This window comes from Shinella sp. GW821-FHT11G07 (assembly GCF_058808115.1).
Genome location: NZ_JBXARJ010000021.1, coordinates 1 through 22,082 on the forward strand (window position 1 = coordinate 1; position 22,082 = coordinate 22,082).

Annotated in this window: 24 protein-coding genes and 1 pseudogene; 12 read left to right on the forward strand and 13 right to left on the reverse strand. The window is 60.5% G+C overall.

Annotated elements, in window-relative coordinates; all coding sequences use genetic code 11:
• Both AC1RT2_RS28835 and AC1RT2_RS28840 read left to right on the forward strand, forming a co-directional pair.
• On the forward strand, window positions 1-446 hold a 446-nt coding region (locus AC1RT2_RS28835), incomplete at its 5' end, for a hypothetical protein (protein ID WP_493107482.1).
• 199 nt (window positions 447-645) lie between these two features.
• Entirely contained in the window at window positions 646-1,080 is a 435-nt protein-coding gene (locus tag AC1RT2_RS28840) for a DUF1810 domain-containing protein (RefSeq protein ID WP_493107484.1), read from the forward strand.
• 71 nt (window positions 1,081-1,151) lie between these two features.
• On the opposite strand, the gene AC1RT2_RS28845 is transcribed toward AC1RT2_RS28840, so the two are convergent.
• Both AC1RT2_RS28845 and AC1RT2_RS28850 read right to left on the reverse strand, forming a co-directional pair.
• On the reverse strand, window positions 1,152-1,385 hold the full coding sequence (locus tag AC1RT2_RS28845) for a hypothetical protein (RefSeq protein ID WP_069062404.1): 234 nt from the start codon (window positions 1,383-1,385) through the stop codon (window positions 1,152-1,154).
• A 1,051-nt stretch (window positions 1,386-2,436) separates the two neighbouring features.
• Window positions 2,437-3,306, reverse strand: a complete 870-nt coding sequence (locus tag AC1RT2_RS28850; protein WP_493107486.1) for an SDR family oxidoreductase — start codon at window positions 3,304-3,306, stop codon at window positions 2,437-2,439.
• 164 nt (window positions 3,307-3,470) lie between these two features.
• Between AC1RT2_RS28850 and xth the strand changes: the two genes are divergently transcribed.
• Window positions 3,471-4,253, forward strand: a complete 783-nt coding sequence (xth, locus tag AC1RT2_RS28855) for an exodeoxyribonuclease III (RefSeq protein ID WP_493107488.1) — start codon at window positions 3,471-3,473, stop codon at window positions 4,251-4,253.
• Between the two features lie 2 nt (window positions 4,254-4,255).
• Here the strand turns inward: xth and AC1RT2_RS28860 are convergent, their stop codons facing one another.
• A complete protein-coding gene (locus AC1RT2_RS28860; RefSeq protein WP_493107490.1) occupies window positions 4,256-5,137 on the reverse strand; it encodes a hypothetical protein in 882 nt (293 codons plus the stop codon).
• 212 nt (window positions 5,138-5,349) lie between these two features.
• On the opposite strand from AC1RT2_RS28860, the gene ku (AC1RT2_RS28865) reads away from it, so the two are divergent.
• From ku (AC1RT2_RS28865) to ligD (AC1RT2_RS28875), 3 genes are read left to right on the forward strand one after another with little or no spacing between them, the layout of a single operon-like run.
• A complete protein-coding gene (gene ku, locus AC1RT2_RS28865; RefSeq protein WP_493107492.1) occupies window positions 5,350-6,255 on the forward strand; it encodes a non-homologous end joining protein Ku in 906 nt (301 codons plus the stop codon).
• 11 nt (window positions 6,256-6,266) lie between these two features.
• Window positions 6,267-7,079 carry a non-homologous end joining protein Ku gene (ku, locus tag AC1RT2_RS28870; RefSeq protein ID WP_493107494.1) on the forward strand — a complete coding sequence of 271 codons (813 nt, stop codon included), beginning with the start codon at window positions 6,267-6,269 and terminating at the stop codon, window positions 7,077-7,079.
• 53 nt (window positions 7,080-7,132) lie between these two features.
• On the forward strand, window positions 7,133-8,191 hold the full coding sequence (ligD, locus tag AC1RT2_RS28875) for a non-homologous end-joining DNA ligase (protein WP_493107496.1): 1,059 nt from the start codon (window positions 7,133-7,135) through the stop codon (window positions 8,189-8,191).
• 6 nt (window positions 8,192-8,197) lie between these two features.
• Here ligD (AC1RT2_RS28875) and AC1RT2_RS28880 read toward each other — a convergent pair whose 3' ends face one another.
• From AC1RT2_RS28880 to AC1RT2_RS28895, 4 genes are all read right to left on the reverse strand, one after another.
• The gene (locus AC1RT2_RS28880) at window positions 8,198-8,575 is read right to left on the reverse strand and encodes a DUF4112 domain-containing protein (protein ID WP_493107498.1); all 378 of its coding nucleotides are present in this window, start codon (window positions 8,573-8,575) and stop codon (window positions 8,198-8,200) included.
• Between the two features lie 37 nt (window positions 8,576-8,612).
• Complete coding sequence (ligD, locus tag AC1RT2_RS28885) at window positions 8,613-11,252, reverse strand: DNA ligase D (RefSeq protein ID WP_493107500.1); 2,640 nt, start codon at window positions 11,250-11,252, stop codon at window positions 8,613-8,615.
• 40 nt (window positions 11,253-11,292) lie between these two features.
• Window positions 11,293-11,661 (reverse strand): hypothetical protein, encoded by a 369-nt coding sequence (locus tag AC1RT2_RS28890; RefSeq protein ID WP_493107502.1) that lies wholly within the window; start codon window positions 11,659-11,661, stop codon window positions 11,293-11,295.
• A 496-nt stretch (window positions 11,662-12,157) separates the two neighbouring features.
• Window positions 12,158-12,766: a DUF899 family protein gene (locus AC1RT2_RS28895; RefSeq protein WP_493107504.1), complete on the reverse strand. Its 609-nt coding sequence runs from the start codon at window positions 12,764-12,766 to the stop codon at window positions 12,158-12,160.
• Between the two features lie 98 nt (window positions 12,767-12,864).
• Between AC1RT2_RS28895 and AC1RT2_RS28900 the strand changes: the two genes are divergently transcribed.
• Both AC1RT2_RS28900 and AC1RT2_RS28905 read left to right on the forward strand, forming a co-directional pair.
• Entirely contained in the window at window positions 12,865-13,008 is a 144-nt protein-coding gene (locus AC1RT2_RS28900; RefSeq protein ID WP_493107654.1) for an ATP-binding protein, read from the forward strand.
• 54 nt (window positions 13,009-13,062) lie between these two features.
• On the forward strand, window positions 13,063-13,422 hold the full coding sequence (locus AC1RT2_RS28905; protein WP_493107506.1) for a response regulator: 360 nt from the start codon (window positions 13,063-13,065) through the stop codon (window positions 13,420-13,422).
• A gap of 112 nt (window positions 13,423-13,534) precedes the next feature.
• Here the strand turns inward: AC1RT2_RS28905 and AC1RT2_RS28910 are convergent, their stop codons facing one another.
• Together AC1RT2_RS28910 and AC1RT2_RS28915 are read right to left on the reverse strand one after the other, a co-directional pair.
• Window positions 13,535-14,128 (reverse strand): general stress protein, encoded by a 594-nt coding sequence (locus tag AC1RT2_RS28910; protein WP_493107508.1) that lies wholly within the window; start codon window positions 14,126-14,128, stop codon window positions 13,535-13,537.
• A gap of 22 nt (window positions 14,129-14,150) precedes the next feature.
• A complete protein-coding gene (locus AC1RT2_RS28915; protein ID WP_493107510.1) occupies window positions 14,151-14,468 on the reverse strand; it encodes a PepSY domain-containing protein in 318 nt (105 codons plus the stop codon).
• Between the two features lie 263 nt (window positions 14,469-14,731).
• Between AC1RT2_RS28915 and AC1RT2_RS28920 the strand changes: the two genes are divergently transcribed.
• Together AC1RT2_RS28920 and AC1RT2_RS28925 are read left to right on the forward strand one after the other, a co-directional pair.
• The gene (locus AC1RT2_RS28920; protein WP_493107512.1) at window positions 14,732-15,631 is read left to right on the forward strand and encodes a hypothetical protein; all 900 of its coding nucleotides are present in this window, start codon (window positions 14,732-14,734) and stop codon (window positions 15,629-15,631) included.
• 138 nt (window positions 15,632-15,769) lie between these two features.
• Window positions 15,770-16,849, forward strand: a complete 1,080-nt coding sequence (locus AC1RT2_RS28925) for an extracellular catalytic domain type 1 short-chain-length polyhydroxyalkanoate depolymerase (protein WP_493107514.1) — start codon at window positions 15,770-15,772, stop codon at window positions 16,847-16,849.
• Between the two features lie 202 nt (window positions 16,850-17,051).
• On the opposite strand, the gene AC1RT2_RS28930 is transcribed toward AC1RT2_RS28925, so the two are convergent.
• The 4 genes and pseudogenes from AC1RT2_RS28930 to AC1RT2_RS28945 form a co-directional block, all read right to left on the reverse strand.
• Window positions 17,052-17,261: a hypervirulence associated TUDOR domain-containing protein gene (locus tag AC1RT2_RS28930; protein WP_493107656.1), complete on the reverse strand. Its 210-nt coding sequence runs from the start codon at window positions 17,259-17,261 to the stop codon at window positions 17,052-17,054.
• A 150-nt stretch (window positions 17,262-17,411) separates the two neighbouring features.
• Window positions 17,412-17,525 (reverse strand): annotated as a pseudogene (locus AC1RT2_RS28935) (DUF2934 domain-containing protein); the annotation flags it as partial.
• 70 nt (window positions 17,526-17,595) lie between these two features.
• A complete protein-coding gene (locus AC1RT2_RS28940) occupies window positions 17,596-17,892 on the reverse strand; it encodes a PRC-barrel domain-containing protein (protein ID WP_493107516.1) in 297 nt (98 codons plus the stop codon).
• Between the two features lie 697 nt (window positions 17,893-18,589).
• Window positions 18,590-18,943 carry an AraC family ligand binding domain-containing protein gene (locus AC1RT2_RS28945; protein WP_493107518.1) on the reverse strand — a complete coding sequence of 118 codons (354 nt, stop codon included), beginning with the start codon at window positions 18,941-18,943 and terminating at the stop codon, window positions 18,590-18,592.
• A 356-nt stretch (window positions 18,944-19,299) separates the two neighbouring features.
• Here AC1RT2_RS28945 and AC1RT2_RS28950 point away from each other — a divergent pair, with 356 nt between their 5' ends.
• Both AC1RT2_RS28950 and katE read left to right on the forward strand, forming a co-directional pair.
• Window positions 19,300-19,806 (forward strand): YciE/YciF ferroxidase family protein, encoded by a 507-nt coding sequence (locus AC1RT2_RS28950; protein ID WP_493107520.1) that lies wholly within the window; start codon window positions 19,300-19,302, stop codon window positions 19,804-19,806.
• A 94-nt stretch (window positions 19,807-19,900) separates the two neighbouring features.
• Entirely contained in the window at window positions 19,901-22,045 is a 2,145-nt protein-coding gene (gene katE, locus AC1RT2_RS28955) for a catalase (RefSeq protein ID WP_493107522.1), read from the forward strand.
• Window positions 22,046-22,082 lie beyond the last annotated feature (37 nt).

Below are 22,082 nucleotides of genomic sequence, written 5' to 3' on the forward strand. Positions count from 1 at the left end.
GGTTGCGCTTCATTCCCTGGTCCTCTCAATGGGCCAGAGCTTACTTCAAAATGGATTATTTCAACGGGGCAAGGTCAGAAGGGCGCTCGACCCTTATCGGGGAGCGCCCTTCCGACCCGGAGGACTACAAACGCGCGACGATGGATCGTCGCTGCAGGCAGTCATCGACGGCGGGTAGTAAGCGAGGGATGGGGGAAGGTATCCGACAAATCAAGGTCATCCGGATGGGTCAACACCTGAACAGGCGTTTCGAGGCAGGCGTCGCAGATCCCGCACCCATCATCGTCCATCGGCTGCCCAGCCTGACCACAGCAGGCGCAGACCACTGGTTGGCTCCCCCCGTAGCATCGCCGAGGCAGTGTAATTACAACAGCGTCATCGGACAGGATGTCGATGGCAATTTCTCGCATCGCAGGTTTCTCCCTCAATTCGTGATGAGGAAATAGTTTCGGCCAAGGGCTTTGCAATGGCGAGTTCTCACCATTGGTGTGCCCGTCTTGCCGCCATGTCGTGCCGCACTATCTCCGATGGACGGATGGTGAATTCGTCTCCGCTTCCGAGAGGACAACCAGTCGTTCCGACGGCACGCGGATGCGAGCCCGCGCGTCCGGCGGTTTTTTGTATGATGCACGATTGGAGGCCTAGATGGATAGACATGATCCTTTCAAGCTCTCACGATTTGTCGACGCTCAGGAACTCGCATTTCCTGCGGCCCTCGACGAACTGCGGGCGGGACGCAAAGAGACCCACTGGATTTGGTTCATCTTCCCGCAACTGCGCGCACTGGGCCGTTCGCCGACCGCCCAGTTCTATGGATTTGTATCATTGGAAGAAGCACGGACCTATCTCGAACATCCTGTCCTGGCAGACCGCCTTGCGCAGGTCACAGATGCCGTTCTCACGAATCGCGGTCGAACCGCTCATAACATCTTCGGTTCGCCCGATGACGAGAAGTTCCGCTCCTCGATGACGCTGTTCTACGAGGCTTGCGACCACACTATTCCGCGGTTTCGCATCGCCTTAGAACGCTACTTCGACGGCGAGGCGGACAGCCGCACCCTGGAGCTTATCCGACGCTGATGACCAATTGCAGAAAACTGCTTCGCGCTGGCGGCGCTTCAAAAGGAGCGGGCCGCTACGTCTTTTCGCATCTAAGCGGCCGTGTCTCGACTGTAGAACATCCTCGCAGACGCCTCGACGACCGAGCGATGCTTCTTTGCATCAAAGGCACCGGCCGGAAATGTTTCGATGAGATATTTGGCAAAGGCCTCCTTGGCGCCATCGGAGGCGTCAAACCAAGGTTGCACGGTCATTTCGTCGAACAGCAGTTTAAGGCCGTGTAGCTCCTCTGGTTCAAATGCCGTCTTGACGAAAATATGATCCATGTGCGCCTCCCAAAATGCGCGCTTCAGATAAGAGACTTCGTTACTATTTCAAGACATTGCCGCTCCACGTGACTATAGATAGTTTCCGCCGGCACGCGGGCCGAACGCAACATCCAGCTGGCTCAATTAGGCACCGCCGCGAAAGGCGTGCCAGGCAAAAGGCCCGATCCTCCAGGACCGGGCCTTTCGCCGCGACTGCTGCTGGCTGAAGCACACACACTCCAGCAACAGCCCACCCCCGGATGATGTGATCCTACGCCAGCGCGACCGTCGCCGCTTTAAACTTTGACATACTGATCATGCGTCCACATCGTTCCTCGACCGCCGTCCCGCAAATTAGAACTGCTAGAAAGCAGGTTCTGCTATGGGAAGAATTTTGGGGGTCGGGATGTTCGAACGATTTTCAAGATAGACTCTGGCCGGCGCGAATGCTTCATTTACGTCTTGAAGGAATGCCTATGGTGTACGAGTGGGATGAAATGCGCGCCCGACGGACGCGAGTAATTAAAATTGCCTCGATGCTGGCTTTGACAGCGTCTGCAATCAGTGTGCCGGTCGCGTTGCTGCTGACCGCCTCGCCGCTCTAGATGGTTTGCATATGCATCGTGGCCTTAGAGCGCTTATGCAAACCGCACGGACAAAAGCGCCCAATGCGATCGATATCACGGTCGGTCGACGTAATCGTCAGCGGCGTGCAATGCTGAGTTTTAGCCAAACCAAACTGCCCACTGAGGTGGGGGGACGTTTCAGCAGGTGCAAAAGCACGAAAAAGGGCGTAGATAGCGTCGGATCGAGCCGCTGGCAAAGCATCGCCCGATTTCTCGAGGTTCCAGTATCGTATTTTTTTGACCTCGGAGCCTCCCGGTTAGAACAGGCCACTGCCTCTAGCGAAACTTTGTACGACTTCGTACTTTCCAGGGAAGGCCTGGAGCTAAATTAAGCTTTTCTCTCGCTTACCTCTCGGCAATGACCAAGATGACATCGATATCGAGGAAGCGCACGCTGGAGACTAGGTCTCAGTGACCAATTCGTGGTGCGCATATGTCCTCGCTCAAATCATAATCTCACCTCCCGTGACGGGTATGATCGCACCGGTCATATAGCTGCCGAGATCAGAGGCGAGCAGAACGAATGCTCCCGCCAGTTCAGCGGGCTGGCCTGCGCGGCCAAGCAACGCCTGCTTCCCGAAACTCTTTGTCTTTTCTGGCGGCATCGTCGAGGGGATGAGCGGTGTCCATATCGGCCCCGGTGCGACTGCATTGACGCGGATGCCCTTGTCAGCGACCATTTCGGCAAGGCCAGCGGTAAAATTCGATATCGCGCCCTTCGTTGCGGCGTAGGCTAGGAGATGGGGCGACGGCTGGCGTGATTGAATCGATGTCGTGTTGATAATTGCGCTTCCGGGTTTCATGTGCGGGATTGCCGCCCGCGCGAGAAAAAATGGCGCATAGATGTTGGTTCGAAAGGTTCGATCCCATTCCTCGGTGCTGATATCGCTAATGTCAGCATAGGTTCGCTGGAAGGCAGCATTGTTCACGAGAACATCGAGCCGGCCGAAGTTTTCCAGGCACTGGCGTACGAGATGCTCGCAGTGATCTTCGCTGGTGATATCGCCAGGAAGGATAACAGCTCGTCGGCCCGCATCCTCAACCCACCGCGCCGTTTCGTTCGCATCCTCGTCTTCGCTTTGATAAGAAATGACGATGTCGGCACCCTCGCGCGCAAATGCGATCGCGACAGCGCGGCCGATACCCGAGTCTGCCCCTGTGATTAGTGCCACCTTCTGTTTAAGGTGCCCCGATCCTGCGTAGCTTTCTTCACCGTGGTCTGGAATAGGCTGCATGTTTTTCGTTAGACCAGGTGGAACCTGTTCCTGAGCGGGTTGCGGCGGCATTGGACGGTGTACAGCGTCGTCACGCATCCCTATCTCCGTTGGTAAGGGGCTTCACCACCAAACTCGCGGTCGCCATTTATGTTCCCTGCTTCGAGAGACCACAGCCCGTTTGGACACTATGCGCGGCCGGAACTTTTGAAATTGATGGACGGTTTTCTCTTCCACCTGATCACCGGGTGAAGGAGAAATTTATGAAAATCGCCACCTACAACGTCAACGGCATCAACGGCCATCTACCCGTCCTCCTTCGGTGGCTGGGGGAAGATGCGCCCGACATCGTGTGCCTGCAGGAACTCAAATCACCGAACGAGCGCTTTCCTCTGCGCGAACTGCAGGCGGAAGGTTACGAGGCCGTCTGGGAGGGGCAGAAGAGCTGGAACGGCGTCGCGATCCTCGCAAAGGGTAGGTTGCCCGTATTGACGCGACGCGGCCTGCCGGGAGAACTCGACGATCGCCATAGTCGCTATATCGAGGCCGCTGTCGACGGCATCCTGATCGGCTGCCTATACCTACCGAACGGCAATCCAGCGCCCGGCCAGAAGTTTGACTATAAGCTGCGCTGGTTCGAGCGTTTGCAGACTTATGCGGCGGACCTACTCGCACTCGACCTGCCGGTGGCGCTGATCGGCGACTTCAACGTCATGCCGACCGATCTCGACGTCTACGCGCCGGAGCGCTGGCGCGACGACGCATTGTTCCGACCGGAGGTCAGAAAAGCCTATGCCGATCTCCTCGCACAGGGATGGACCGACGCAATCCGCCACCTGCACCCCAAGGAACGCATCTACACTTTCTGGAAATACTGGCGCGGCTCCTTCGAACGTGACGCCGGCCTGCGCATCGACCATCTCCTCCTCAGCCCGGCGCTTGCGCCCTGGCTGAAGAAGGCGAGCGTCCGCCGCGCGCCGCGAACCTGGAAGCATACCAGCGACCACGCGCCGGTTATAATGGAGATCGAGCCGCCATCGGAATGACGTCAGGCCAACGGCTGCGGCCACGCCCGGCGCTCGCGCGCCCTCGCGGTTCGCCGCGCCTCGCGCAATTCCTCAAGAGTCGGCAGCCACCATCCACGAAGGCGCTCATACTCTTCCGGCGCCTTTTTCGAGGGCCAGGTCTGCACCAGCTCCTCCAGCGAAGGCGTTCGCCATAGAACCCAGACATGATCTTCCGCGACGTCCGGATAGAGATCGGCAATCTCGTCGCGCTCGACCAGCTCACCGGTGATGTCGATCAAGACAACGATCCCATAAAGCCTAGTCGCAAGCGGCCGATCCAACAGCGGCAAATCATCGCCTGGAAGAGGGATGCGACGGCGCTTGCGCTCGGCCGCCCGGCGGCGGGACAGTCTTTCCTCGTCGGTTCCCTTGCGCGCCTCGGCCCGCTTGCGCCGTTCTTCGGGTTCATTTCGCAGCGCTTCCACCTCGATAGTCTCCCAACGATCGACAAGATCGTCATAGGAAGCGAACGGCACACGCCAGACCTTATGCTCGCCATCCCAGCGGGCAAATGGAACCTGCCGGATTTCCTCGACGAGTTTGCGTGAAAAAGGCGTTCGGATGCGAAACCCGTCCCTGTCGACGCTGAGATAGGGGCTGAGGATCGGCTCGAACGCATAAGCGTCCCTACCCTTTGCCTCGGCGTATGGATCGACTCGGGATTCTTCCTTAGCCAGCCAGCGATCGATGCGCCGGCGCGCGGTCGTGCCGGGGACGATCCACGCCTTTCGCCGGTCGCTCCAGCGAGCACGCGGAAAAGCCTCGCGAAACCGCTGCACGGTCACCCGGTCGAATCGAAACGCGACGGTGGCGCGCTCGTCGGCCTCCACGGCTGTACCGCTAATCTCGTCATCTTCGACCATCGCATCACCCGTCACGCTTCTTCTAGTTGCGATCCTAAAGGAACGCGCGCCACGACGGAAAGATGCAGCGAATCAACGGCATGATCGAGACCCGTCAAGAGCGAGGGACAAGCGGTCTAACTTATTGATTCCCGATTCTTTTCGACTCGGAACAAATTCGCTCGTGATTCGCTTGAGTCGCTTTGGTTGCGTCGAGTCGGGAGTTTTCAAGAATGGGCGGTCACCGTGCTCAGCGGAAGGGTTTCATCAAGTTCGGCGAAGTGAGTTGCGGTGTCGGCCTATACACGGCCGCCAGCACGTCCGAGCGCATCTCGTTTCACACGATCAACCGCCGCACCGGCAATCGCGTCAATCGTGTCTTCGTCGATAGCGGCACCGGCAAGGAGGTCGAGCGCGAGGACCAGACCAAGGGCTTCGAGATCGAGAACGGCCAGTACATCATGATCGATCCGGAGGAGGTGGCCGCTACCATTCCGGACAGCGGCAAGACGCTGCAGATCGAAGCCTTCATCTCCTGCTCCGACGTTGACGACGTCTATTTCGACAAACCCTACTATCTCGTGCCGACCGACCGGGTTTCGTCGGACGCCTTCACCGCGTTGCGCGATGCGATGGAGAAGTCGAAGGTCGCCGCTGTCGCGCGGACGGTCCTGTTCCGCCGCATGCGCACCGTGCTGATCCGCACCCATGGCAAAGGGCTGATCGCCACCACGATGCAGTATGATTACGAAGTCCGCTCCTCCGAGAAGGCCTTCGACGAGATACCCAAGCTGCGGATCAAGGGCGAAATGCTCGATCTCGCCAAGCACATCATCGCCACCAAGAAGGGGACCTTCGACCCGGCCGCGTTCGACGATCGCTATGAGACGGCGGTCGCTGAACTGGTGAAGGCGAAAATCGAAGGAAAGGCCTTGCGGAAGCGCAAGGCGGTCAAGGTCTCCAAACCGGACGACCTGTTGGCCGCGCTGCGCGAAAGTGCGAAGATGCTGAAGGCCGGTGGCGGTGAATCAAAGCGGTCCGCCGCCAATGCCAACAAGGGCGCCGCGCGCAAGCCCGCGGCGCGCGCCCCGGCATCGAAGGCGCGCGGCTCGTCGTCCGCACGGCGTAAAGCCGGCTGAGGAGAACGATCATGGCACCGCGTCCCTATTGGAAAGGCTATCTGAAGCTTTCCCTGGTCACCTGCCCCGTCTCAATGTCCCCGGCAACGTCGGAGAGCGAGAAGGTCCGCTTCCACACCTTGAACAGGCAGACAGGAAATCGTGTCGTCTCGCAATATGTCGACGCGGTCACGCGCAAGCCGGTGAAGGAGGAGGATGAGGTGAAGGGCTATGCCCGTGGCGAAAACGACTATGTCCTCCTCACCGACGACGAACTGGAAGACGTCGCGCTCGATACGGTGAAGACGATCGACATCGACAAGTTCGTGCCGCGCGACAGCATCGAGTGGATCTATCTGGAAAAGCCGCATTATCTCGTACCCGACGACCCCGTCGGCCATGAGGCCTTCGCCGTCATTCGCGACGCCATGGCGTCCGACAAGGTGCTCGGTATATCGAAACTCGTCATCGGCCGGCGCGAGCGCGCCGTCGTGCTCGAGCCGCGCTGCGAAGGCATCGTTCTCTGGACGCTGCGCTTCGGCGACGAGGTCAGGCCGGAAGAGTCCTATTTCGAGAATATCGACGATGAATCGGACCCCGATCTCATTCCCCTTGTCGAGAAATTCATCAAGCAGCACACCAAGACCTGGTGCCCGGACATGGTTTCCGACCCCGTGCAGGATGCTCTCCTCGACATCATCTCGAAAAAGAAGAAGGCGCTGAAACCCTCGAAGAAGAGCAAGGCCAAGGAAGAAACCGGCGCGGCTGGCAGCAACGTCATCGACATTATGGACGCTCTTCGCAAGAGCTTGGCGGCGAGCGGAAAAGGAAAGCGCGCATCCTGAAATCTTTACGCGGGGCACTTACGTTCATACTCTCCCACGCATGATGGATCTCCATGAAAGTGAAGCGCCGATCAGCCGTACCCTTGCTCGATGAATCCGGCACTGCGCTGCGGTCGCGGCCGGTCCGCCGACGCGACCCCGAGCAGCCAAGCTTGCCCTTCGATCCGATGCCCGAACGCGTCGAGCCGTGCCTGGCGCTTCTCCGGCCGACCGCGCCGGAAGGACCGGAATGGCTCTATGAGATCAAATGGGACGGTTATCGTCTCGCCATCCACATCGAGCCGAAGGGCGTGCGGATCATCACCCGCGGGGGCCATGACTGGACCCATCGCTTTCCCGGGATCGCGGAAGCGGCGAAGAAGCTCGGCGTCGGGACCTCCATCCTCGACGGCGAGGCCGTGGTTCTCAACAAGGAGGGCCACGCGGATTTCGGGGCGCTGCAACGCTCGCTGGGCGGGCGCGGTGGCAAGCGCGCGTCGACGGAGGCGGTCTTTTTTGCATTCGATCTCCTCTATTTCGATGGCCACGATCTGACGAACACGGAGCTTTCGGTTCGCCGGCATCTCCTTTCGGACTTTCTTGACGGCGCAATCGGCGCGGTGCAGCTTTCGGAAGAAGCCTACGGCGATGGCGTCGAGCTGCTGGCGAATGCCTGCTCGATGGGCCTCGAAGGCATTGTCGCCAAGCACCGCGAGCGGCCATACCGGTCGGGACGAACAGGCGACTGGGTCAAAATCAAATGCGTCCAGAGCGAGAGCTTCATAATCGTCGGCTACGAGCAGTCCGTTGCAGCGCGTGGCGGGATCGGTAGCCTTCTGCTTGCCGCCCGACGCGGCGATAGTTGGGTGCCGGTCGGCTCTGTCGGAACCGGGTTCAAGGCGAAGGATGCCGAATACCTGCGCAAGACATTGGACAAGCTGAAGACGAAGAAACCGGTCGTGCCAGTCAAGGGAAAGAACTACGTCTTCGCGCTGCCGACGCTCATCGCCGAGATCGAGTTCCGCGGCTGGACCGACGACGGAAATCTGCGCCACGCCTCCTATAAGGGTCTACGCGAACGACAGGACAATGCCGCTGTCTTCGACATGGATATCTTGGCCAGCCGCAAGTGATCGTCGCTACCGATCGAGATCTGCGTGATCGAGGCCGAAGTGGTCCAGCACCAGCTGCAGATTGCGGCGATTGGATTTGAAATAGACGTCAAAGACGTCGCCGAGCACCGGCACGCTTCCTGCAACCGTGTCGAGGCCGACATTGACGAGCATCTTCACCAGCCTGTCATTCGGCACGCCGAGACGGCGCGCCTCGTTGACGATGACGAGGCTGATGGCCGCCGCTGCGATATCGCCGACGCCGGGGATCAGGCCAAAAACGGAGTCTGCGCCAAGCGATATGCGCGTGCCGGGAACGCGGAGCGCCGTGTCCATCAGCCGCGCCAAGCCGCGAATGCGCCGAAGGCGGATCAGGTGCTCGATGGGAAGACTGTGATTTTTCATGCTTCCTATGTGGTCTTGGCGCGCTGCCGTTCAAAGATCATGCCGCAGCCTTGTGCTTGCCGAGCCGCTTGATGGCCTGTTCGAGCGCGCGCTGTCCGTCGCAATAGTCCTCCCAGGCGCTTGTCTTTGCCAGCAGCGCCGGCACGGTCCGTATGGTGAACCGCTTCGGATCAAGGTCGGATTTGACCTGAGTCCAGGTCAGCGGCATCGACACTGTGGCGCCTGGCCGCGCTCGCGGTGACAGGGTCGCGACGGCGGTCGCCATCCGGTCGTTGCGCAGATAGTCGAGGAAGATGCGCCCGTCCCGCAAGCTCTTGGTCATCTTGATGAGATAGGCGTCGGGGTTGTCGCGGGCCATCTCCTGGCAGACGTCATGGGCAAAGCCTTTGGCCTCAGCCCAGGAGAGCGGCTTTCGTGCATTGACGGCAAGCGGCGTCACGACATGCAGTCCCTTGCCGCCCGTGGTCTTGCAGAAGCTGATGAGGCCGAGATCATCCAGCCGGTCGCGCATTTCACGGGCGGCCGTAACCACCGCCGAGAACGGCACAGCCGGACCGGGGTCGAGGTCGAAGACCAGCCGGCCCGGCACCTCGGGTTTTCCGGGTTCGCAGTTCCATGGATGCAATTCGATACCGCCGATCTGGGCGATGGCGACGAGGCCTTCGACACGGTCAACCTGCAGGTATGGGTTCTTGTCACCGAAGACCTTGACCAGTTCCAGCAGGTTCGAGGTGCCGGGCATGGCGTGGCGTTGGAAGAACGCTTCGCCGCCAATGCCGTCCGGCGCGCGGATGATCGAACACGGCCGGCCCTTAACGTGCTCGATCAACCAGGCGCCGACGGCCTCGTGATAACGGGCAAGATCCTCCTTGGTAACGGGCTTGTCGTCACCGGCGTCCGGCCAAAGCGGTTTGTCCGGATTGGAGATGAAAACGCCCATGACCTCCGCTTTGGAGCCCTTGCGCCGCGCGGGATTTCTGTTGGTGTCCGGCGCGGGCTCGGGCGTCTCCGTCTTCGCTGGCGGGGCCGGCTTCTGGGCTTCGACCTCCGGTGCCGGCTTGTCTTCCCGAAGGCCTTTGAAGGCAGCCTGGCGGACGAGACCATCAGCGGTCCCGCCAGCGAATTCGATCTCGGCCACCAGCTCGGGCTTGAGCCAAAAGACTCCCTTCTCTCTTTTCGGCGCCCCGATCCCGGTGAAGGGCGATCGTGAAGTTTCGAGCGCCTTGAGTTTGGGCAGAAGCGTTTCGACCTTCTTCGCGCCATAGCCCGTGCCGACCCGGCCGACGTAGACGAAGTGGTCTCCACGATTGACGCCGACGAGGAGGGAGCGGAACTTTCCGTTCGTCTTGGCATAGGCGCCGATCACAACCTCGTGCCCGGCCCGGCATTTCGATTTCGCCCAGGTGTCGGTGCGGCCGGAGTGGTAGGGCGCATCCGCCTGTTTCGAGACGATCCCCTCAAGCGAGAGCTTGCAGGCGGAGCGTAGAACCGCATCGCCGCCCGTCTCGAAATGCTCGACGAAACGCAGATGCGCATCCTTGGTCGCGTCCACAAGCAACTGCTGCAGGCGGGCTTTGCGGTCGACCAGAGGCTTTCTGCGAAGGTCTTCCCCGCCATCGAACAGGAGGTCGAATGCAAAATAGACGAGATTGCCGGTGTTGCGCTCCGACAGCGCTGCCTGCAGTGCGGCAAAGTCCGGGGCGCCGTTGTCGTCGAGCGCGCAAATCTCCCCGTCTATGATGCAATCGGGAAGCGCCGTGGCTGCTTCCGCAATCTCAGGATACTTCGCGGTCCAGTCCAACCCCTTGCGGGTTTTCAGCGTCACCCCGCCGTCGGCGACCCGCATCTGAATCCTGTACCCGTCGAACTTGATCTCATGCAGCCAGTTGTCGCCGCCCGGAGGGCGTTCGAGCGTCTGGCAGAGTTGCGGCGGTATGAAGTCGGGCACGTCAGCGACGGTCGATGTAGCTACATCCTTGCTGGCCCTCTTTTTGCGCTCGTCGGCCGCGAGGCCGTGCTTGCTGTCCCACACAGCATCGGCCTCAACCTCGCCGCTTGCCGTCATGAACGCTACCGGCTTCCGCCCCTTGCCGGCGGCGATCTGTTCCATCTTCCGGCCGGATGCGACCGACGTCATGTTCTCGTCCAGGATGGCAGCGCCGTTCTCATCGACGGCGTGTTCGTCGTGATGCTTGATCAGCAGCCAGTTGGTCCGCTTACCGCCATCGCGATCATTGCGCATCCGCACCAGAACGAAGCTGCCATTCAGGCGCTTGCCATCGAGCATGAACTTGAGGTCACCCTTCTTCAAAGCTTCTTCCGGGGACTTGTTGCCTTCGGGTTCCCAGTAGCCGCGATCCCACAGCATGACCGTACCACCGCCATATTGGCCTTTCGGGATGGTGCCTTCGAAGTCGCCATAGTCCAGGGGGTGGTCCTCGACTTCGACGGCCAGCCGCTTGTCATGCGGATCGAGCGATGGGCCCTTCGTCACCGCCCAAGATTTGAAGACGCCGTCGAGTTCGAGGCGAAGATCGTAGTGAAGGCGAGTGGCATCGTGCTTCTGGACAATGAAGCGAAGCTGATTTGATTGTCGCACAGCGGCAGAACCGCTTGGTTCCTGCGTTTGCTTGAAGTTGCGCTTGCTCTTGTAGGTTGAGAGCTTGTCACTCGCCATGTTGACCTCGTTACTTTCGCTCCACGGAGGCGCTCACCTACTACCAGATCCTTCGGTCCAGCTGCGTGGCGATCATCAGGACGGCCGCAGCGCCGGGAACACCGAGACGTAGGCTCCGGACGAGCCGGCCAAGAAGACAGGTTATGGCTATGGTTGCAGCGATCCTTAGCCAAGGATGACGTTCGCCCCGCGACAGTGGTGTATCAATCCCCTCCGCCTGCCCATGAATCGCGACAAATCTGCCGCGAAGGTCAGCGACTTCCCGTCCAAGCGCCGCGAGCTGTCCCTCTGTGGAGAGGTTATCGCTCTTCACATCTGGATTGCTGACCAGACGAGCCTCTTCGATTTCCCACAGGTGCTCGCGCAACTGAGCTGGGCTGTCGAACCCCTTCGCTCTGATATCGGTCATCCTAAATATCTCCATCGCCAAATTCAAAGCCAGCAACCAGAAACATGGGCGCTGTGCGTTGGAAACCCCGCTGCACGACAGTTGTTCCCATCGCCCGCGCGTCGCCGATCGCGTACACGCGGGCGGGTAGCATTGGCCGAATGACGGACTGCTGAAGCGGGCACCGTACGGCGGCACTATGAAAAAATTGACAGACGTTGACGATTGCTCCGCATGACCTAGCTTTGGTCAAATGGAGGCATGGATCATGCGCGTTCTGATTGTCGAAGATAATTTTTGATTGCTTCTCATCTGGAAACCATTGTCGAAGAACAAGGGAACGACAGCTTGGTCCGGTTGCAACGGTCGAGCAGGCTCTTGTCCATGCGCCGCGAGCGGACGTCGCATTCGTGGATGTCGGACTTTCCGACGGGAACAGCGGGCAATTGCTGGCGCGCCGCCTTGTCGACCGCTTCGGGATAGAGGTTATTTTCGTGACTGGGGATCCGGGCACCCTTCAAAACGGCTTTGATGGGGCTCGCGCGGTCATACGGAAGCCTTTTCGCGAGGAGGACATCATATCAGCGCTTACTGCAGCGCTCGACCGACGCCAAAGGATGGTCGGAAAAGCACGCTTACCACAATAATCTCGCCAAGGAATTTGCATGCCACCACAATGGGACGGCCGTATCGACCCAGATGAAGCGGGGGCAATTGTGCTTGAGATTTCAGGCCTTGCCTGCGGTACTATAGTGATCGTGCAAGCGCCACCATTTGTAGGGCTCTCCCGGGGTCGACCGAGAGGTGCATCCTGCCAGATTTCCTGCCGGCCTAGGGGCGATAGATCAAGAAGCGTGAAGATCGGGCCTACTGCCTCCACACCGCGACCGTTCATGAAATAGGTGCGATACGCTCGATCACCGTTTCGGACGAAGACATTGATGCCGAACATGTCCTCGACATCGAAATCCTGAGAAAACCGATTGTCCGGCAGCGTCACCCACGGCGTCGACCAGCCCATCCGCTGCTTGTAGGCGGCGATTCTGTCCTGCGATGCGGTCGACGCGAACGTAATGTCCCGGGCTGCAGGGAACTGGATAAGAACATGCCAAGATTCTACTTCCACATTCGCGACGGAGAGAGCTAGGAGCTGGATATCGTTGGGGCGGAGGTCGACAGTCTCGAATCTGGCTCGACGCGATCCTGCCTCGCTGCGCGTGACCCATCGGTCAGGGAACCGGCCTCGGCCTCTCGATGATTTACGGGTTCGCCCAGCAATCAGGTGGACATGTCCATATCTACAGCCGTGTCGGTCTGGGAACGACAATCAAGCTATACTTGCCGCGAAGCCTCGATGAGAGACTATAGGATGATGGCATAATCGAACAAGGGCCCGCCCCACCCCGCGGCGAAGGTCAAACGGTGCTGGTCGTTGAGGATGACGATTCGGTTCGCATGCTCGTCGTCGATCTCCTGAAGGAACTTGGATATCGCGTAATCGAAGCCATCGACGGCGCAGAGGAGATGCCCGTGATCGAGGGCAAGGGACGCCTTGACCTCCTGGTCTCTGACGTCGGACTGCCCGGACTAAACGGCAGGCAACTGGCGGAGATTGCGATCGCGGCTCGCCCATCGCTCAAAATACTCTTTATCACCGCTTACGCGGCGACCGCGGCATCGCGCGCTGATTTCCTTGCACCAGGCATGGAGATGATCACCAAGCCATTTGCAATCGACTCGCTCGCAAAAAAGGTAAGTGAGATGCTCAACGCCGGTCCGTAGACACTTCGAACTCTCGCAACGTTCGTGAGTAGACCGGGTCGGCGCGGTGCGTCAACGGCAAATCGACTACAAGTAAAAAGGCCGGCAATTGCCGGCCTTCTCCTTGAACGCTTTATCGCCTGTAGCGCAGGCGTTCCTGTTCGATTTCGGCAGGGCCGTAGGGGTCCAAGGTTTCGTCGAAGCGCGTCCAGCCGCCCTCGGCATACACGGCACGCCGCTGATCAGGATCGACCCAGTTGGACTTGCGCAGGATCGCTTCGGCCTCTATCTGGAGGCTTTCGTCCACCTTCGCGGTCACGAGCGTTCCGCCGCGGCGCACACCTTCGGCATAGACATGCGCATGGTCCTCGGGCACGCCGGATTCGGTCATAGCGCCGATCAGGCCACCCGCTGCACCGCCTGCCACCGCACCGGCAACTGCGCCGGCAGCTGTGGCGGCGAGCCAACCGGCCGCCACAACGGGGCCGACGCCGGGGATGGCCATGATGCCGAGGCCGGTCAGGAGGCCGCCGACGCCGCCGACGGCAGCACCGATGCCAGCGCCAGCGCCAGCGCCTTCAGCGGCATTGGTTTCCTTGCCGTGGCGTTGGTCCGCATTGTTGGAAACGATGCTGATATCGCTGGAGGGCACGCCGCGTGCCTCGAGCGCGCTGACGGCAGCGCTCGCATCTGAGTAGTCGTCGAAAAGTCCGGTAACGGTTTTCATGGGAATCTCCTGAAGTCTGAAGTTACTTGGCGACGATGTTGCCCTGGTAGTCGAGCGCGACGGTCACGGCCTTGCCGTCCTTCATCGCCTTGGCCTGCCAGATGCCCTTGTCGTCCAGGGCAAGGTCGGTCACGTCGGCATATCCGGCCTCGGTGATGCGTTCCTTTGCCTGGTCTTCTGTGAAGCTGTTGGCTCCCTCGACCGGTGCTGTCGCATTCTTGGTGTCCGGCGTGGCAACCGCGGGTGTGTCGCCATCAGTCGTCGGGGTCGTGGACGTCTGAGCAAAGGCGCCAAAAGTCGAGGCGCCCACAAGCGCTGCGGCTAGGAGAAGTTTTTTCATGATTCTATCCTCGTTGAAGCCTGAGAGCAGGCTCCATAGGAACACCGCTCCGGCTGCATGGTTCCATCAGAAGAAAAATAGAAAATGGCGATGATAGGCCGTGGAACATCAGCCGTTTCAAAGAGTTGAGGCGCCATGCTGCGAACATTCGCTCGCAGGCAATTGGAGGTCTTCAAATGGGTCGCGGTATTCTTCTTTGGCTTCTGGGCATTCCCCTGCCGATCGTCATCCTGCTCGTTCTCTTCCTGCGATAGGAGGCGTATATGTCTCTTTCCAGCTCAGGTGTTTCCGACGTCGGCGTGGAATCTAGCACGCCCGCTTTAGCGTGGGGTCCCGTCATCGGCGGCGCGGTGGCCGCAGCGGCAACCTCAATAATTCTCCTTCTTCTCGGCTCTGGCGTCGGCCTTACGATGGTGTCGCCATGGGCAGGCGACAGCGCGTCCTTTACCACCGTGGGCGTCACGGCCGCGATCTGGTTCGTGGTCGTGCAATGGCTCGCTTCCGCTCTCGGAGGGTATTTGACCGGCCGCTTGCGAACCAAGTGGGCGAATGTCCATACGGATGAGGTGTTTTTCCGCGATACCGCTCACGGTTTTCTGAGCTGGGCGCTGGCAACTGTGGTCGTCGTGGGTATGGCGGGATCCGCCTTTACGTCGCTTGCCGGGACGGGCGTGCAGGCCGCGTCGACAGTCGCAGCAACCGCGACGGTTGCAGGCTCGGCCGCGGCGGCAAGCAGTGATGCGTCGCCCGACGCGGCCACCGGCTACTTCACCGACCTTCTGCTTCGGCCCCAGGATCTCACGACAAGGGCGCAGGCTGACGACGCATCGGCGACGGCAGAGGTTTCCCGCATCCTGTTGCAAGGTGCGGTCAGTGACGGCGTTCCGGAAGCCGATAGGGCCTACATCGCTGCAATCGTCTCCTCGCGCACCGGGGTGACGCCCGAGGAGGCCAAGGCCCGCGTCGACCAGGTGCTGCAGCAGATAGACGATGCGAAGAACGCCGCGATCAAGGCTGCGGACGAGGCAAGAAAGTCTGCGGCCACCGCCGCGATGCTCGGGGCGTTGTCGCTTCTCGTCGGCGCATTCATCGCCTCCGCAGCCGCCGCCCTTGGTGGACGCCAGCGGGACGACGAGGAAGTTGCATTCATTGTTAAACGCTAAGCTCTTGTCATCGCGAAGCCGCCCTCGTTGGGCGGCTTTTTTTTGCAGCAACAGATTTATTGTGCAGCGCAGCAACCTTATCGCTGCTGATGGGTTAGGGTGTATGTGCGCCAGCCCGGCGCATCCCTGGAGCACCCCATGAGATCGTTATCCGATACACTCGAACGCATCGCACGGATGCGGACGGTCAAGCCCGATGCCACGACCGGTTCCATCCTGCGCAAGCTCGATCCGTTCGGGAGCAATCCCGGTGCCCTGACCGCGTGGCACCATGTTCCCAAACAATTGCCGGCCGCCCCGGCCCTGGTGGTGGTTCTGCATGGCTGCACGCAGTCCGCCGCCGGCTATGACGTCGGCTCCGGCTGGTCCGCACTCGCCGAAGATTACGGCTTCGTCGTCCTCTTTCCCGAACAGGTTCGGCAGAATAACGCGAACCTGTGTTTCAACTGGTTCAACGCTGCTGACACACGGCGTGACCAGGGCGAGGCCCTGTCCGTCCGGCAGATGATCACCGCGATGGTGGCGCAGCATTCCATCGATGAACGGCGGATCTACATCACCGGCCTCTCGGCCGGCGGCGCGATGGCAAATGCGATGCTCGCCTGCTACCCGGAGGTCTTCGCCGGCGGCGCGATCATCGCCGGTCTCCCCTATGCCTCGGCTTCGACCGTTCCGGAGGCGTTCGATCGCATGCGGGGACAAGGGCTTGCCAACACGAACGCTTCGCAGGCCAGCCTGCGCGCCGCCTCCCGACACGAGGGCGCGTGGCCGACAATTTCCGTCTGGCATGGCACGAGCGACAACACGGTTGTTCCGGACAACGCGGCCGCGATCGTTGCGCAATGGCGCGGCATGCATGCGCTGCCGGACCTGCCAACATCCTCCGAGACGTTCGACCGCTACTCCCGGTCGGTCTGGCGCGACGAGCGCGGCATCGATGCAATCGAGCTCTATCGGATCTCCGGCATGGCCCATGGCACACCCGTCGACACCTCCACCGGCTATGGCCGCGGCGCGCCCTTCATGCTTGATGTCGGCGTGTCCTCGACGGTCGAGATCGCACGGAGCTGGGGCCTCGCAGCCTCCTTCGAGCGCCGCGAGCGCCCGAAGGCTGAAACCTTCGATGGGAAGCCAGCCGCGCAGCACAACGGAGGGGCCGGAAGCAAGATCCAGTCGGTCATCGAGAACGCGCTGCGCTCGGCCGGGCTGATGAAATGACATCAGATCGGAATCACCAGACACTTTTCAGGCTTATGGTCAGCCCAACACGGCATTCCGCCATTGGTATGGCAGCGGGCCGGCGGCCCATCCATCGAGAAAGGAGCCTCGGCGGAGACGAGGTCAGCCTGCGCCACACGGCATGCGGGGATCGTGTATACCCGTCTCGCTCCGCCTGGTAGGCCGGGATCGGACAACTGGCTTATGTCTTCGTGAGCGCCTCTGGCTTGTGCGCTGCCTGCTTGCCCGATTTGTCGCTTTCGACGATGAGCTGAGGATTTGCCTTCGTGGCCTTGACGGTGTGGCCTTTGATTTTCATGCCACGGGTCTGTTTTCGCACGACCTTGCCTTCGGTTTCGCCCTGGCTGGTCTCCCATTTAACCTTGTCGCCTTTTATGAAACTTCCGCTCATTTCGAGCCTCCTGCAGTTTCGATCGGGGTTTGCCACCGATGGCGGTTTTGCGGGCTCGCGTTCCCCGTCCTCGCGCGCGAATTTATCGTCCGTTTGCTGATTGGCCCGGGTACGGTCGTCCGACTCCTCCTCGGTCAACTCCAGCTCCTCGCCGGCGCGCTTCCAATCGTCATCATATCGACCGTCCGAACGGCCTACCTCTTCCCAGATTTTATAGGCGCTCGCGTTGCCGCTGCTCGATGTCCACCATTTCAGTTGCTCCAGCGAGGCTTGAGAGGATCAACGAACGAAAAGCCCGGCATCGAGCCGGGCTTCGGGTCTGCGGAAATGCCTGTCAGTGATGGTGCTCGGGCATTTCCTTGAGCTGATCCTTGGTCCACGCCGTTACAGCGTGAACGTCACCGTCCTCGTCGCGCATGAACTCCAGGTCGGTCAGCGGAACGCCGACCGGCTTCGCGCCAATGCCGAGGAAGCCGCCGACGTCGATCACGGCCGTGCTGCCGGAGCCAGCACCGTGGATATGGTCTAGGGTGCCGACCTTGTGGTCGTCTGCACCGTAAATGGTTGCACCCTTCAGCACGTCGGGGGTGAGTTCGGCAACGGTGAGGCGTACGTGGTTCGTATGGTCCATGTTGGTTTCCTCCATGTGGATTGGAGTGGTGGAAATCCGCATCGATCGCCTTTGTTCCGCGTCCACTTGACCCACCCCTCTGGTTTCGAAGGGGGGGTGTCGTCCAGCAGGACCAATGGCGTGGGTTTGGCCACGCCCACCAGATATCGTTTTTTCTCGAAGTCGGCCATGATCAAAGAGACAGCCTTTGCATTGATTCCATCGGCTTGCCTGTCCTCAGCCCACTTGGATTGGATGCCCGGGACGCCGACGCCGTCCTCCCATTGGCTCACCCCGTCAAGGGTAAGACTGCGCACCGTCGCGCCCGCAGCTCTCAAGCCTTCCAGTTGATTGTCGAAGTTGGCATCCATGACCGGTCCGAGCGCCGCGTAGGATTTTTCGCCCGCCCGGCGGATGACGTCGCGGTATTACTGCGCCAAGGCGTCCCAAAAGGACTTGTTCATTGCGAGGATGTGGACATGTCCAAGCCACAGGTCTTTCGAGACCAGAACGTTCGGCGCGGTCTCGTGGACCTTGGCCGCTGTCGACATTGACCATGAGCCCGTCCAACGTCTTCTGCTTCAGGGCGTCATAGAATTCCGGCCTCCAATGCACGATTGAATGTGGAATCGCGGCTTCTCGCCCGGTCATATCTTGCAGCGGCGTCCAAGGAGCTAGCAAACGGCACGTCCAACCAGCTTTGAGCCGCCGACCTGGATCAGCCATCGTGCGCCTGGGCCCAGTGCGGATAGGTCACATAGGCCGTAAGCGCCCCCTCTCCTTCGGTCGTGATCGTCACCGACTCACCTTTGGGCATGTACACGATCTCTCCCGGCCCCGCTGTGACGGCGCCATCGCCCGTCGAGACGGCAAGCCGCCCTTCCAGGACGATCATGACATCATCGACCGCCATCGTTTCGGTAAGGGTTTGCGCCGGTGCATAGCGTCCGTATCCGATGGTAATCGGCCCGCCGTGCCTTTCGTCCACCATGTTGGCTACGAATATATCGCCGTCTTGTCCTGGGGATCGAGCCATCTCGGCGTCGGTGATGCTGAACTTCTGGACGTTCATTTCGTTCTCCCGCGTCTACGTCAAGTTGAGATAGCGCGGTCGAAAACGCTGCCAAGGCGGCACCGTCGCGCGCCCAAGCAGAATGAACAACCGGGCACAAAGCGCCCATATGTTTTCCCGATCAGAAGGGACCGCTGCAAAGAACAGGACCCCCGGCCGCGCAAGAGCCTGGCGCTTTGTTTAGGCGGCGAAGCAGGTTTCGTTCCGTCAGGCAAAGGGATGCGATCATAAGGCGCGTAGTTCCAACGACTCTCGTCGCCGGTACCATGAAGAATTTATTTTATAGGCGGAGGAACGTCGTCCCCGATCAACGGTTTCTTGAGTCCCGCCTCTCAAAAACGTGATCGGATTTCTCAATGGCAACTCAAAAGACCCTACACGACCTCTTCCTTGACACGCTCAAGGATATCTATTTCGCTGAAAAACAGATCCTGAAGGCATTGCCCAAGATGGCGCGCGCGGCCCAGTCGGAAGAAGGCAAGGCCGGCTTCCTGCAGCACCGCGACGAGACGCAGGGCCAGATCGAGCGCCTCGAACAGGTGTTCGAGCTCCTTGGCAAATCGGCCCGCGGCAAGACCTGTGAGGCCATCCAGGGCATCATCGCGGAAGGCGAAGAGATCATGGAAGACTACAAGGGCACCGATGCCCTGGATGCCGGCCTCATTTCGTCGGCCCAAGCGGTCGAGCACTATGAGATCGCCAGGTACGGTACGCTGAAGGCCTGGGCGAAACAGCTTGGGCTGAAGGACGCGATACCCCTTCTCGATGCCAATCTCCAGGAGGAGATCGCCACCGACCGGAAGCTGACTGCGCTTGGCGAAGCCTCGGCGAACGCCAAGGGCTCGATGAAAAAAGCCAGCTAGAATGCCGACAACACGATCAGGCCGCCCTTCAAGGGCGGCCTTTCTGCTTTCGGGCCATCGGCGCCCGTTGAAACCAGTTCATCAGGAGTCCATCATGGCCAAGAAGACAACCGCTTCGCCGCGCACTGCAACCGACACCGCTATAATCCACGATGTGAAACTACAGCGTGGGGCTGGGGGCGAACTGCACCAGACGGCAGAGGGCGACACGCCCGTGTTGACGACAGCCCAGGGCGGGCCGGTCGCGGACGACCAGAACTCGCTGCGCGTAGGCCCGCGCGGGCCGCTCGTGGTCGACGACTTTCATTTCCGGGAAAAGATCTTCCACTTCGATCACGAGCGTATCCCGGAGCGCGTCGTCCATGCCCGCGGCTACGGCGCGCACGGCTTCTTCGAGACTTACGAGTCGCTGGCCGCCTACACCAAGGCCGACCTCTTCCAGCGCGCGGGCGAACGCACTCCGGTCTTCGTGCGCTTCTCCACGGTGGCCGGCAACAAGGGCTCGGCCGACCTTGCCCGCGACGTGCGCGGCTTCGCAGTCAAGCTCTACACCCAAGAGGGCAACTGGGATCTCGTCGGCAACAACATTCCGGTGTTCTTCATTCAGGACGCCATCAAGTTTCCGGACCTGATCCATGCAGCCAAGCAGGAGCCCGACCGGGCGTTCCCGCAGGCACAAACCGCCCATGACAATTTCTGGGACTTCATCAGCCTGACGCCGGAAAGCATGCACATGGTCATGTGGACCATGTCGGACCGGGCCATTCCGCGGTCCTTGCGCTTCATGGAGGGTTTTGGCGTTCATACCTTCCGCTTCGTCAATGCCAAGGACGAATCGACCTTCGTCAAATTCCACTGGAAGCCGAAGCTGGGCCTTCAGTCCGTCGCCTGGAACGAGGCGGTCAAGATCAACGGCGCCGACCCGGACTTCCACCGCCGCGACCTCTGGCAGGCGATCCAGTCTGGCAACTTCCCCGAATGGGAATTGCAGGTCCAGCTTTTCGACCAGGAGTTCGCCGACAGCTTCGATTTCGACGTGCTCGACCCGACGAAGCTCATCCCGGAGGAAATCCTCAAGCCGCAGCCGATCGGTCGATTGGTGCTCGATCGCATGCCGGAGAATTTCTTCGCCGAGACCGAGCAGGTCGCGTTCATGACGCAAAATGTACCCCCGGGCATCGACTTCAGCAATGACCCCCTGCTGCAGGGCCGCAACTTCTCCTATCTGGATACGCAGCTGAAGCGCCTCGGCGGCCCGAACTTCACCCATCTGCCGATCAACGCGCCAAAGTGTCCCTTCGCGCATTTCCAGCAGGATGGACATATGGCGATGCGCAATCCGGTCGGGCGGGTGAATTATCAGCCGAATTCGTTCAACGCAGGTCCGCGTGAATCTCCGATGCGCGGCCACCGTCCCTTCCCTGCCGAAGAGCAGGGAACCAAGGCCCGGCTGCGCCCGGAAAGCTTCGCCGACCACTATAGCCAGGCCCGGCAGTTCTACATCAGCCAGACTCCGCCGGAGCAACGCCACATCGCAGCCGCCCTCACCTTCGAACTCAGCAAGGTCGAAACGCCGGCGATCCGAGAGCGAATGGTGTCGCACCTCCTGAACATAGACGAGACACTCGCGACGACGGTCGCCCAGAAGCTGGGCCTCCCGTCCATGCCGAAGCCGGCCGATGCGGCTGTTCCGACGCGCCAGGATCTCGACCCCTCGCCCGCGCTCAGCATCGTCGAGAACGGGCCGAAGCGCTTCGAGGGCCGCAAGCTTGGAATCGTTGTCACGGACGGCGTCGATGCCAAGCTGTTGAACGGACTGATCACGGCGGTCAACAAGGAAAAGGGCACCTGCGAACTGATCGCGCCCAAAGTCGGCGGCGTCACGGCATCGGACGGATCGTTGGTCAAAGCCCATCATATGATTGACGGCGGGCCGTCGGTTCTTTTCGACGCGGTCGCGTTGCTGACCTCTGCCGAGGCGATCGACGACCTGGTGGCGGAGGCCGCCGCGCGCGACTTCGTAGCGGACGCCTTCCAGCACTGCAAGTTCATCGGTTACGACCAGTCGGCCATGCCGTTGTTGGCCAAGGCCGGGATCGCCGATGCGCTTGATGAGGGGGTACTTGCCCTTCCGGGCGAAGACGGTCTTTCCGGGTTCGTGTCAGAACTCGGCAATCTGCGCGTTTGGGGAAGGGAGCCATCCGTGAAACTCGGAAAGGCATCCCCTCACGTCAAGTAACTCGTAGGGACGCGCTGCTCGCGAAAAGTGGCGCGTC

Excerpts from the sequence above, each read along its gene's own strand:
- AC1RT2_RS28840 (WP_493107484.1), top strand. The coding sequence starts at position 646 with ATGGATAGACATGATCCTTTCAAGCTCTCACGATTTGTCGACGCTCAG.
- AC1RT2_RS28845 (WP_069062404.1), bottom strand. The coding sequence starts at position 1,385 with ATGGATCATATTTTCGTCAAGACGGCATTTGAACCAGAGGAGCTACAC.
- AC1RT2_RS28850 (WP_493107486.1), bottom strand. The coding sequence starts at position 3,306 with ATGCGTGACGACGCTGTACACCGTCCAATGCCGCCGCAACCCGCTCAG.
- xth (WP_493107488.1), top strand. The coding sequence starts at position 3,471 with ATGAAAATCGCCACCTACAACGTCAACGGCATCAACGGCCATCTACCC.
- AC1RT2_RS28860 (WP_493107490.1), bottom strand. The coding sequence starts at position 5,137 with ATGGTCGAAGATGACGAGATTAGCGGTACAGCCGTGGAGGCCGACGAG.
- ku (WP_493107492.1), top strand. The coding sequence starts at position 5,350 with ATGGGCGGTCACCGTGCTCAGCGGAAGGGTTTCATCAAGTTCGGCGAA.
- ku (WP_493107494.1), top strand. The coding sequence starts at position 6,267 with ATGGCACCGCGTCCCTATTGGAAAGGCTATCTGAAGCTTTCCCTGGTC.
- ligD (WP_493107496.1), top strand. The coding sequence starts at position 7,133 with ATGAAAGTGAAGCGCCGATCAGCCGTACCCTTGCTCGATGAATCCGGC.
- AC1RT2_RS28880 (WP_493107498.1), bottom strand. The coding sequence starts at position 8,575 with ATGAAAAATCACAGTCTTCCCATCGAGCACCTGATCCGCCTTCGGCGC.
- ligD (WP_493107500.1), bottom strand. The coding sequence starts at position 11,252 with ATGGCGAGTGACAAGCTCTCAACCTACAAGAGCAAGCGCAACTTCAAG.
- AC1RT2_RS28890 (WP_493107502.1), bottom strand. The coding sequence starts at position 11,661 with ATGACCGATATCAGAGCGAAGGGGTTCGACAGCCCAGCTCAGTTGCGC.
- AC1RT2_RS28910 (WP_493107508.1), bottom strand. The coding sequence starts at position 14,128 with ATGAAAACCGTTACCGGACTTTTCGACGACTACTCAGATGCGAGCGCT.
- AC1RT2_RS28915 (WP_493107510.1), bottom strand. The coding sequence starts at position 14,468 with ATGAAAAAACTTCTCCTAGCCGCAGCGCTTGTGGGCGCCTCGACTTTT.
- AC1RT2_RS28920 (WP_493107512.1), top strand. The coding sequence starts at position 14,732 with ATGTCTCTTTCCAGCTCAGGTGTTTCCGACGTCGGCGTGGAATCTAGC.
- AC1RT2_RS28925 (WP_493107514.1), top strand. The coding sequence starts at position 15,770 with ATGAGATCGTTATCCGATACACTCGAACGCATCGCACGGATGCGGACG.
- AC1RT2_RS28930 (WP_493107656.1), bottom strand. The coding sequence starts at position 17,261 with ATGAGCGGAAGTTTCATAAAAGGCGACAAGGTTAAATGGGAGACCAGC.
- AC1RT2_RS28940 (WP_493107516.1), bottom strand. The coding sequence starts at position 17,892 with ATGGACCATACGAACCACGTACGCCTCACCGTTGCCGAACTCACCCCC.
- AC1RT2_RS28945 (WP_493107518.1), bottom strand. The coding sequence starts at position 18,943 with ATGAACGTCCAGAAGTTCAGCATCACCGACGCCGAGATGGCTCGATCC.
- AC1RT2_RS28950 (WP_493107520.1), top strand. The coding sequence starts at position 19,300 with ATGGCAACTCAAAAGACCCTACACGACCTCTTCCTTGACACGCTCAAG.
- katE (WP_493107522.1), top strand. The coding sequence starts at position 19,901 with ATGGCCAAGAAGACAACCGCTTCGCCGCGCACTGCAACCGACACCGCT.